We start from the raw sequence: 9,934 nt of genomic DNA, 5'->3' as shown, positions 1-9,934 counted from the left end.
GGAGCGCGAGCAGCCCGGCCAGGCCGGCCACCTGCCCGGCGAACCCGGGCCACCAGCGGCGGGCCGCCCAGACGGCGAGCAGCAGGACGCCCGCCCCGGCCGTGATCGGCACCGCCTGGATCTTCGGCAGCAGCACCGCCGCGACGAGCGTGGGCAGCACCGCGGTCGCCAGCAGCGAGAGCGCCGCAGGGTCGTTCTCGCGGCGGCGCAGCACGATCAGGGCGAGCACGAGCCCGGTGACACCGGCGCCACCGGCCGCGGCGGTGTTGGCCCAGCTGCCCCCACCGGCGAGCCACGCCGAGCTGATCACGGAGGCGAACAGCGGCGGGACACCGGCGGCGAGCGTCAGCGACGACCAGTCGCGGCGCAGCTGCACCGGCGCCGTCGCGAGCTGGATCATCAGCAGGAAGGTGACCAGTTCCGGGGTGAACCCGCGGACGATCATCGGCGCGCACACGACACAGCCGATGACGACGGCGGAGGCCAGCAGCGGCGACTCCCAGCGCACGGCCACGAGCAGCCCGCCGACGGCGACTGCCAGCCCGGCGGCGAGCCCGGCGAGCACCGGCAGGAACTCGTACAGCGTGGTCGCGGCGACGACGTCCAGGTAGAGCGTCGCGATACCGGTGGCGGCCAGCGCGAAGGCACCGGTGCGACCGGCGGGCTTACGGTGCAGCCACACGCCGGTGCCGGTCAGCGCCAACCCGAACCCGGCGCCGACGAGCACCCGCGGCAGCGGCCCGAGCCAGCCCCGCTGCACGGCGAGCACGAGCAAGAGGACGACGCCGAGCAGCGTCACGGCCCCGCCGACCCAGGCCAGCACCCGGCTGCCGGCGCCTTCCTTGCCGAGCTTTTCGCCGAGCGTCTGCCGCGGAACCGGCACATAGGGCTGCGGGACGTACGGCGGCGGCTGCTGTTGTTGCGGAGGCGGCACGTACTGCGGCTGCGGCGGCGGCTGCCACTGGTACTGCGGCCACGGAACCGACTCGGGCCGCATCGGCCGCGGCTGGGGTTGGGGTTGGGGTTGAGGTTGCGGCTCAGGCGGCGGTTGCGGTGCCTGTTCGGCCTGTTTCGGCTGTTCAGGCTGCGGTTGCGGTGCTTGCTCCGGCTGGGCGGCCTGCGCGGGCTGCGTGGCCGGTTCGGCCTGCTCGTCCCGGACGGTCCGCAGTTCGGAACCCACCAGGGCGAGACGACGCCCCAGGTCGTCGATCTCGCCGGCGAGCCGGAGGAGCACATCTGCTTCGGTGGTCATATCGGACAGGGTCACGCACCGGCGTCACCTGCGGATCCGTAGCACTACTCAATCGGGGGTCACGTCCTGGTCGCGGCCAGCACCTCGTCCATGGTGGTCATGATCGAGACGGTCTCGGCGAGCGGCATGAGCGGGCTCTCGGTGTCGCCGGCAGCCAGCCGAAGCGCCACTTCGTCGGCCTGGTGCCGCAGGCCACGGCCCTCATCGACGTATTCGAAGCGCCTTCGCTCGCCTTCGCGCGGAACGAGCGTGAAGGAGGCGGGAGCGTAGAAGGGACCGTCGACCTCGATGCGCGCATCGGTGCCGACGATCGACGCGGTGGTCGGCGAAACAGCGCTCAAGGTGCAGGTCAGGACGGCCTGCGCACCACTCGCGTACCCGAACAGCATCGACATCTGGGCATCGACACCGGTGAAGGCGGGCGTCGCCATCGCGGCGACGCGCGCAGGCGGCCCGAGCACCATCGACGCGAAGGAGACGGGGTAGATCCCCAGGTCGAGCAGGGCACCCCCGCCCAGTTCGGGAGCGAACAGCCGGAAGGAGGGGTCTTCAGCGAACCACTGCCCATGATCGGCGGCGACGGTGACGACGTCCCCGAGGCTCGGCAGGAGTTCGCGGACGTGCCGGATGTGCGGCAGGAAGCGCGTCCACATCGCCTCCATCAGGAAGAGGTTCTTGCTGCGCGCCAGGTCGACGAGATCCCGCGCCTCATCGGCGTTCATCGTGAACGGCTTCTCGACGAGAACGGGCTTCCCGGCTTCGAGGGCGAGCCGCGCGTTGCCGTGGTGCATGGGATGCGGCGTGGCGACGTAGACGACGTCGACCTCCGGATCGTTCGCGAGGGCTTCGTAGCTGCTGTGCCGGGTGGAGATGCGCAGCTGGTCGGCAAACCGCTCGGCACTGTCCGCCGACCGCGATCCGACGGCGGCGACCACGCCGGACTCGGTGAGCTGCAGGTCCCGGGCGAAGGCACCGGCGATCCCGCCGGTACCCATGATTCCCCAGCGCAGGGGCGCGTTCGTCATACGCCGAACCCTATGCCCGTCCGGCGTGCCGAACCGATCAACACCGTGGGCCGTTCACTCCGGCGAAGTAGTCCACAACGCGCTGATCGGGAGGCAAGCGAGGTTCTCGCCGAACGGAAGGTACTGGTCGCCGCAGTAGACGACGAAGCCGGCGCGAAAGCGGTCACCGAGGCGTCGTTGGAGGACGCGAATCGAGCGGAAGTCATCGGCACGAACGGTTTCGGCGGCCTTCACCTCGACGGCGACCACCCGGCCGGCATTGTCCTCGAGCACCGCGTCGACCTCGTAGCCGTCACGGTCCCGATAGTGGTGCAACCGCGGCATCGTCCGGCTCCACGTGATCTGGCGCGCGAGTTCGCCGATGACGAACGTCTCGACGAGCCCGCCTGTCGTGGCGTCGTTGGTGACTCCGGAGACCAGGTGACCGGCCAGTCCGGCATCGTTGAACACCAATTTCGGGGTGGCGACCGCCCGCGCCGTCGCGTTCGCCGACCAGGCCGGGATCACCCGGATCAGGTAGATCAGTTCGAGGAGCTCGACGTAGTCACGAACGGTCGAAACGGGAAGCCCCAGATCCGAGGACAGCCGGCTGTAGTTGAGCAAGCCACCGGACTGCGCGGCAAGCGCTCCGACCAGCCGCCGCATGTCGGAGCCGCGCCGGATGTCCGCGACCTGATGCACGTCCCGGCTCATGATGTCGTCGAGGTACGACCTGAAGAACTGGTCTCGCCGCCGGGGCGTCGTCCGGCGAACAGCTTCGGGATACCCGCCACGGGAGGCGAGCGCCAGGTAGTCGCGGCGGCGCAGCTCAGAGGGCTCTGCCCGAAGCCGGCTACCGTGCGCGAACGCGGCATCGACGAAGCCGTCGGGCTTGCCGTTGATCTCCCCCTGGGACAGGGGGAACAGTTCGATCGTCTCCGAGCGCCCGGGAAGGGCGTCGGGGAGCTGACTCAGGCCGAGCAGGCGCGCCGAACCGGTCAGCAGGAACCGTCCCGGCCGGGGGTCGCGGTCGACGGTGTGCTTGATCGCCAGCCACAACTCGGGAACACGCTGCACCTCGTCGATGAGCATCGTGCCCGGGGCGTCCAGGAAGGCCACCGGATCCGCGTCGGCCGAGGCCCGGGTCCGCGGATCGTCCAGGTATCGCCGCGCACCGTCCGGCTGGGTGCGCAGGCACAACTCGGCCAGCGTGCTCTTGCCGGTCTGCCGTGCCCCGTTGATGATGACGACGCGGGTGTCCTCGAGCGCCTCCGCAACCAGCTCGGCAGCTCGACGGGGGACGTGTTCCTCGGCTCCGCGCACGGTCCGACTATACCTGCTTTCGCGAATCTGCCGAAGATCACTTCGTCAGTTTGCCGATAGTTCTGTCGTGGATCTGCCGATATCTCCTCCGTGAATCTGCCGAAATCCAGCCCTCGATCGACGTGATCGACACCACAGGCGACAATGGAGGACGTGACCGCGACCCTGAGCAAGCCCGCCCTGAAGATCGGCCCCTACGAGGTCGATCCGCCGGTCGTGCTCGCGCCCATGGCCGGGATCACCAACGTCGCCTTCCGGCAGCTGTGCGCCGAGTACGGCGCCGGCATCTACGTGTGCGAGATGATCACCGCCCGCGCCGTCGTCGAACGGCACCCCGGGACCATGCACATGATGACCTTCGGGGTGGACGAAAAGCCCAGGTCCATGCAGCTCTACGGGGTCGACCCGAAGACCATGGCCGAGGCCGTCCGGATCATCGTCGGCGAGGGGCTCGCCGACCACGTCGACTCCAACTTCGGCTGCCCGGTCGCGAAGGTGACGCGCAAGGGAGGTGGGGCCGCGCTGCCGTTCAAGCGGAAGTTGTTCGAAGCAATCGTGCGCGAGTCCGTCAAGGCGGCCGGCGACACGCCGTTCACGGTCAAGTTCCGCATCGGCATCGACGACGACCACCGCACCTTCCTCGACGCCGGCCGCATCGCCGAAGCCGAGGGCGCCGCCGCCGTCAGCCTGCACGCCCGCACCGCCGCCCAGCGCTACTCCGGCCAGGCCGACTGGACCAAGATCGCCGAGCTCAAGGAGGCCGTCACGAGCATCCCGGTGCTCGGCAACGGCGACATCTTCTCCGCCGCCGACGCCCTGCGCATGGTCGAGGAGACGGGCTGCGACGGCGTGGTCGTCGGCCGCGGCTGCCTCGGCCGGCCGTGGCTGTTCGGCGAGCTCGAGGCCGCTTTCCAGGGCCGCGCGCTGCCGACCCCGCCGAACCTGGGCGAGGTCGCCGCCGTGCTCTGCCGCCACACGGAACTGCTGATCGAGCACGACGGCCACGACAAGGCGATGCGCGACATCCGCAAGCACATGGCCTGGTACCTGATGGGCTTCCCGGTCGGCTCCGAGCTGCGCCGCGGCTTCGCGATGCTCTCGTCGATGGACCAGCTCGACGACCTGATCGCCCAGCTCGACCACGACGCCCCGTTCCCGGACGCGGCCACGGGCCCCCGCGGCCGTCAGGGCTCCCCGGGCAAGGTCACGCTGCCGCATGGCTGGCTGGACGATCCGGACGACGACTGCGTCCCCGAAGCGGAAGATATGCACTCGGGCGGCTGAGCTGCACCAGGCTCAGGCCGAACAGCAGCACCCCCAGTGGCACGTGCACGGTCTTGACGTGCGCGATCCCGAGGAACACCTGCGCGGTCACGAGCCCCAGGAACACGACCGCGTAAAGGATCACCCCCGGTGAGCCCCCACCTGGCCGCCACACCAGAACCGCGGCGATCACCTGCACCACGGCGACAATCCACACCGTGTACGCCGAAGCGCTGTGCAGGACGTGCCCGTTCGGGGTGGTCAGCAGCAGGCCCGCGGTGATCGGCGCGAGGAAGAGCGCCAGCGTCTGCAGCGCGATCGTGGCGCGCAAGAAGATCGTCATGCCCAGTAGACGACGCAGCCGCGCGGAACGTGAGGTCGATCGCCCGATCAGGGTGGTCGCGACCTTTCCGCTTGCTCCGCTCCCTGCCTACCGAGCCGGGCCCGTGACATCTGTCAGCCCGAAGTCGTGGCGGACGGCATCCTTCCCGGGCCCGCCACCGCGACAAGCTCTTCCCATGACGACGCAGACGACGAACCAGCCCGCAAGCTCCCTGCTCAAGACCCTCGCGATCGAGGTCGCCGTGCCCACCGGCGTGTACTACGCGCTCCACTCGCTCGGCGCGAGCGACTTCACCGCCCTCGCTGTCTCCGGGGTCTTCCCGCTGGCCCGGACGCTCTACCAGTTCGCCAAGGACCGCACGCTCAACGGCCTCGCCCTCGTCGTGCTGGTCACGAACGTCGTCGGCATGCTGCTGACCTTCGTCTCCGGTGACGCCCGGATGATGATCGCCAAGGACTCGCTCGGCAGCGGCATCACCGGCCTGGTCATCCTCGCCTCCGCCTTCACCGCGGCCCCGATCATGACCAAGGCGATGCGCCCCTTCCTCACCCGCGGCAAAGCGGAGAACGAAGCCGCGTGGGAACGGCTCAGCGGAACCGCCACCTTCGACGCCATCATGCGGCGCTGCAGCGTGATCTGGGGCATCGGCTTCGTGTTGGAGAGCTCGGTTCGCATCGCCGGCGCGTTCACCTTGCCCATCTCCACCATGGTGTGGCTGAGCACCGCCATCTTCGCGGGCTCCTTCGTGGTGATCATGCTCGTCGCCGGCAACGTGGCTGAAAAGGCCGGCAGGCTGATCGCCGCCGACGCGAAGCCCCTCGTGGCCGCTTGACCTGCGACAACGCCGGGTGTACAGGTGTGGACATGTACAGCAAGCGGCAGCAGCTGGTCGGCGATCTCACCGACCTGATCCGCTCCGGGCGCCTCGCCCACGGCGAGCGCCTCCCCGGCGAGAACCAGCTCGCCCTGCAGTACCAGGTCAGCCGCGGCACCGTCCGCAGCGCCCTTTCCGAACTCCAGCAGCTCGAGCTCATCTCCACCCAGGCCGGTGTCGGCTCGTTCGTCACCTTCGACGGCGTCCAGCTCGACCAGCGGATCGGCTGGGCGCGGGCCCTCGCCGACGCGGGCGCGCCGGTCACCACCGAACTGCTCGGCATCGAGACGATCGAAGACCAGGCTCTCGAAGAAGAATTCGGCGAGCCGGCCTACGTCGCCGTGCGGCGGCTGCGGCGGGAGCGCGACCGGGGGATCTCCCTGGAAACCGCCACCCTGCCCGCCGTGGGGCCGCTCGCCCGCCTCCCCGAGACCGGCCTGCAGGACGGCTCCCTGACCAAGACCCTCGAAGCCGCCGGACGGATCTCCGTCGGCGGCGACCAGTGGATCAGCACCGAACGCCTCGACGCCTGCGCCGCCGAGCTCCTCGGCCGCAGCATCGGCGAGCTCTTCCTCCGCGCCGAGCGCACGTCGGTCGACATCGAAGGCCGGCTGGTCGAGCGGGTCGTCAGCCTGCTGGACCCGGACCGGTTCCAGTTCCACCTCACGTTCGGACACCGGTGACCGCGCGGGACCGGGCGCTCGGCGCGTTCACCGGGCTGGCCGTCGGCGACGCGCTCGGCATGCCGACGCAGTCGATGTCCCGCGCCGCCATCGCCGCCACCTACGGGCCGGTCACCGGCCTGCTCACCGCCGTCGCCGAGCAGCCGGTCGCGCCGTCGATGCCCGCCGGCTCGGTCACCGACGACACCGAGCAGGCCGTCCTGCTGGCCCGGCTGCTCATCGACGGCCGCGGCGTCGTCGAGCCGCACGTCTTCGCCGACGCCCTGCTGATCTGGGAGGCCGACATGGTCCGCCGCGGTTCCGCGGACCTGCTCGGGCCGTCCACCAAACGCGCGCTCGCCCGGCTCCAGGACGGCGTCCCGGCCGACGAAGCCGGCCGCACCGGCACCACCAACGGCGCCGCCATGCGGGTCACGCCGGTCGGCATCGCCACGCCGTCGGAAAACCTGCACCGGCTGGTCGACGCCGTCGTCGCGACCGCCCGGGTCACGCACAACACCAGCCTGGGCATCGCGTCGGCCGCCGCGGTCGCGGCCACCGTCTCCGCCGGGGTCGACGGCGCGAGCCTGAGCGAAGCGCTCGACGCCGGTGAGCGCGCCGCCGTCGTCGGCGGGGAACGCGGGCACTGGGCGCCCGGCGGGGAGATCGCCGCCCGGATCCGCTGGGCGCGCGACTGGGTGCGGGGCATGGCCCCGGCCGCCGTCGCCGACTCGGTCGCGCAGGTCATCGGCACGTCGGTCGCGTCGCAGGAGTCCGTCGTGGCCGCGTTCGCGCTAGCCGAAGCGATGGGCGACGACCCGCCGTCGGCGTTGCGCCTGGCCGCCGGGCTCGGCGGCGACACCGACACCGTCGCCGCGATCTGCGGGGCGATGCTCGGCGCCGCGCACGGCGTCGGCGCCTTCCGCCCCGACGTCGTCGAAACCGTGCTCGCCGTCAACCGGCTCGAATTCGGGCCGCTCGTCGACGAACTGCTGAAGCTGCGCCGCCGATGACCGGGCGGCTGGTGCACACCGGACAGGTCGTCGTCGACCTCGTCATGGCGGTGCCCGCGCTGCCTCCTCCCGGCGGCGACGTCCTCGCGTCGTCGACGAACCTGTTGCCAGGCGGCGGCTTCAACGTCATGGCCGCCGCCGCGCGGTCCGGCGCGCGCGTGCTTTACGCGGGCAGCCACGGAAACGGCGGCTTCGGCGACCTCGCTCGCAGCGCCCTCGCGGCGGAAGGTGTTGAACTGGCGCACGAACCGGTGTCCGAAGTGGACACAGGTGTCGTCGTCGTTTTGGTGGACGCCACCGGAGAGCGCACCTTCGCGACCGGCACCGGCGCCGAAGGACGACTGCGGGCCGAACTGCTCGACCAAGTCACCCCAAAGACTGACGACGTCGTGTACGTGAGCGGATACAGTTGGTTGCACGAGATCAATCGCGGGGCCCTCCTCGAGTGGCTACCCCGCCTGCCCGGCTCGAGGATTCTGTTCGACCCCGGCCCGCTCATCGGCGACATCAACCCTGGAGACCTTCATGACCTTTTGTCCACAATAGACATACTGAGCTGCACCGCCCGCGAAGCCGAGGTGCTGGGCGAGCTGCCGCCCGTCGCCGTCGTCCGCGAGGGCGCGAAAGGCTGTCGCGTCCACGAAAACGGCCGGATCACCGACGTCCCCGGGTTCCCGGTCGACGTCGTGGACACCACCGGCGCCGGCGACACGCACTGCGGCGTCCTGGCCGCGGAGCTGTTGCGTGGCAGTACCGTCCTCGACGCCGCCGTGCGCGCCAACGCGGCGGCCGCACTTTCGGTGACCCGGCGCGGCCCGGCGACCGCGCCGAGCCGGGAAGAGATCGACCAGCTGGTGGAGGCCATGCGATGACCGGTACCCGCAGGCTCGAGGTGGAGACCAACGGCCTCGACGTGATCGACGACGCCGAGCGGCGCGGGCGGCCGCGGCAGCTGTTCTGGCCGTGGTTCGGCGCGAACGTGTCGGTGCTGGGGCTGAGCTACGGCTCGTTCACCCTCGGCTTCGGCATCTCGTTCGGGCAGGCACTGGTCGCCGGCGTCGTCGGCATCCTGTTCTCGTTCCTGCTGTGCGGGTTCATCGCCATCGCGGGCAAACGCGGGTCGGCGCCGACGATGCTGCTCTCGCGGGCGGCGTTCGGCGTACGCGGCAACCGGCTGCCGTCGGCGATCTCGTGGCTGCTGACGGTCGGCTGGGAGACCGTGCTCGCCGCGCTGGCGACACTGGCCACGGCGACGGTGTTCGAGCGCCTCGGCTGGGGCGGCGGGACGCCGACGAAGGTGGTCGCGCTGGTCGTGGTGGCGGCGCTGACCGTCGCCGCGGGCGTGCTCGGCTTCGACGCGATCATGAAGCTGCAGACGTGGATCACCTGGATCACCGGGGTGCTCACGGTCGTCTACGTGGTCCTCGTGGCCGGCGACGTGCACTGGGAAGCGGTGCGCGTGCTGCCATCGGGTTCGGCGCAGCAGTGGGTGGGCGCGCTGGTGTTCCTGATGACCGGCTTCGGCCTCGGCTGGGTCAACGCGGCCGCGGACTACTCGCGCTACCTGCCGCGGTCGTCGTCGAGCCGGGGCGTGGTCGGCTGGACGACGTTCGGCGCGTCGGTGGCGCCGGTGGTGCTGCTGGTGTTCGGGCTGCTGTTGGCCGGCTCGTCGCCGGACCTGAACAAGGCGATCGCGGCGGACCCGATCGGCGCGCTGACGACGTTGCTGCCGCTGTGGTTCCTGGTGCCGTTCGCGATCGTCGCGGTGCTCGGCCTGGTCGGCGGCGCGGTGCTGGACATCTATTCGTCGGGGCTGGCCCTGCTGTCGGCGGGCCTGCGCATCCCCCGCCCGGCGGCGGCGCTGGTCGACGGCGTGATCATGATCCTCGGCACGATCTACATCGTCTTCTTCGGCGGCGAGTTCCTCGGCCAGTTCCAGGGATTCCTGGTGACGCTGGGCGTTCCGGTCGCGGCATGGTGCGGCGTGATGCTCGCGGACGTACTCCTGCGGCGCCGCGACTACGCCGAGCCGGATCTCTTCGACCCGGCCGGCCGCTATGGCGACGTCCGGATCGGCCCGATCGCGCTGGTGCTGGCGGCGACCGCGCTCGGCTGGGGCCTGGTGACGAACACGTCCGCGGACTGGCTGAAGTGGCAGGGTTACCTGCTGGAACCGTTCGGACTGGGCGGCCGCGAAGGC

10 protein-coding genes are annotated in these 9,934 nt (G+C 70.8%); 6 read left to right on the top strand and 4 right to left on the bottom strand.

The genetic code is table 11. The features are described 5' to 3' along the window. The 3 genes from CCN39_RS00985 to CCN39_RS00975 form a co-directional block, all read right to left on the bottom strand. Window positions 1-1,252 (bottom strand): DUF2339 domain-containing protein (locus CCN39_RS00985; protein WP_244210561.1); only part of this gene is annotated, 1,252 nt, incomplete at its 3' end. Window positions 1,253-1,311: 59 nt separating this feature from the next. Beyond that, window positions 1,312-2,277: a Gfo/Idh/MocA family protein gene (locus CCN39_RS00980; RefSeq protein ID WP_086837910.1), complete on the bottom strand. Its 966-nt coding sequence runs from the start codon at window positions 2,275-2,277 to the stop codon at window positions 1,312-1,314. A gap of 54 nt (window positions 2,278-2,331) precedes the next feature. Beyond that, complete coding sequence (locus tag CCN39_RS00975) at window positions 2,332-3,579, bottom strand: ATP-binding protein (protein ID WP_167454941.1); 1,248 nt, start codon at window positions 3,577-3,579, stop codon at window positions 2,332-2,334. A gap of 144 nt (window positions 3,580-3,723) precedes the next feature. Here CCN39_RS00975 and dusB point away from each other — a divergent pair, with 144 nt between their 5' ends. Continuing rightward, the gene (dusB, locus tag CCN39_RS00970; protein ID WP_086837909.1) at window positions 3,724-4,863 is read left to right on the top strand and encodes a tRNA dihydrouridine synthase DusB; all 1,140 of its coding nucleotides are present in this window, start codon (window positions 3,724-3,726) and stop codon (window positions 4,861-4,863) included. Here the strand turns inward: dusB and CCN39_RS00965 are convergent. Further along, window positions 4,784-5,185, bottom strand: coding sequence for a hypothetical protein (locus CCN39_RS00965; RefSeq protein ID WP_086837908.1), 402 nt, complete (start codon window positions 5,183-5,185; stop codon window positions 4,784-4,786). The two genes, dusB and CCN39_RS00965, sit on opposite strands and share 80 nt — an antisense overlap. 175 nt (window positions 5,186-5,360) lie before the next feature. Between CCN39_RS00965 and CCN39_RS00960 the strand changes: the two genes are divergently transcribed. The 5 genes from CCN39_RS00960 to CCN39_RS00940 form a co-directional block, all read left to right on the top strand. Continuing rightward, window positions 5,361-6,017, top strand: a complete 657-nt coding sequence (locus CCN39_RS00960; RefSeq protein ID WP_086837907.1) for a VC0807 family protein — start codon at window positions 5,361-5,363, stop codon at window positions 6,015-6,017. Between the two features lie 32 nt (window positions 6,018-6,049). Beyond that, window positions 6,050-6,742 carry a GntR family transcriptional regulator gene (locus CCN39_RS00955; RefSeq protein ID WP_167454940.1) on the top strand — a complete coding sequence of 231 codons (693 nt, stop codon included), beginning with the start codon at window positions 6,050-6,052 and terminating at the stop codon, window positions 6,740-6,742. After that, entirely contained in the window at window positions 6,739-7,734 is a 996-nt protein-coding gene (locus CCN39_RS00950) for an ADP-ribosylglycohydrolase family protein (protein WP_086837905.1), read from the top strand. The genes CCN39_RS00955 and CCN39_RS00950 overlap by 4 nt, the downstream gene beginning before the upstream one ends. Then, entirely contained in the window at window positions 7,731-8,606 is an 876-nt protein-coding gene (locus CCN39_RS00945) for a PfkB family carbohydrate kinase (protein ID WP_086837904.1), read from the top strand. Before CCN39_RS00950 ends, CCN39_RS00945 begins: the two co-directional genes overlap by 4 nt. Continuing rightward, window positions 8,603-9,934, top strand: a 1,332-nt coding sequence (locus CCN39_RS00940) for a purine-cytosine permease family protein (protein WP_086837903.1), incomplete at its 3' end; no start/stop codon positions are given. The genes CCN39_RS00945 and CCN39_RS00940, both read left to right, overlap by 4 nt.

Source organism: Amycolatopsis kentuckyensis (assembly GCF_002155975.1).
In the GTDB taxonomy this organism is placed as follows: Bacteria; Actinomycetota; Actinomycetes; order Mycobacteriales; family Pseudonocardiaceae; genus Amycolatopsis; species Amycolatopsis kentuckyensis.
Note: the sequence above shows the minus strand (reverse complement) of the source record. Positions and strands in the feature narration are given on the sequence as shown.

What these genes read in the sequence shown, in the direction of transcription:
- CCN39_RS00980 (WP_086837910.1), bottom strand. Translation starts at nt 2,277, where the DNA reads ATGACGAACGCGCCCCTGCGCTGGGGAATCATGGGTACCGGCGGGATC.
- dusB (WP_086837909.1), top strand. Translation starts at nt 3,724, where the DNA reads ATGGAGGACGTGACCGCGACCCTGAGCAAGCCCGCCCTGAAGATCGGC.
- CCN39_RS00965 (WP_086837908.1), bottom strand. Translation starts at nt 5,185, where the DNA reads ATGACGATCTTCTTGCGCGCCACGATCGCGCTGCAGACGCTGGCGCTC.
- CCN39_RS00960 (WP_086837907.1), top strand. Translation starts at nt 5,361, where the DNA reads ATGACGACGCAGACGACGAACCAGCCCGCAAGCTCCCTGCTCAAGACC.
- CCN39_RS00955 (WP_167454940.1), top strand. Translation starts at nt 6,050, where the DNA reads ATGTACAGCAAGCGGCAGCAGCTGGTCGGCGATCTCACCGACCTGATC.
- CCN39_RS00945 (WP_086837904.1), top strand. Translation starts at nt 7,731, where the DNA reads ATGACCGGGCGGCTGGTGCACACCGGACAGGTCGTCGTCGACCTCGTC.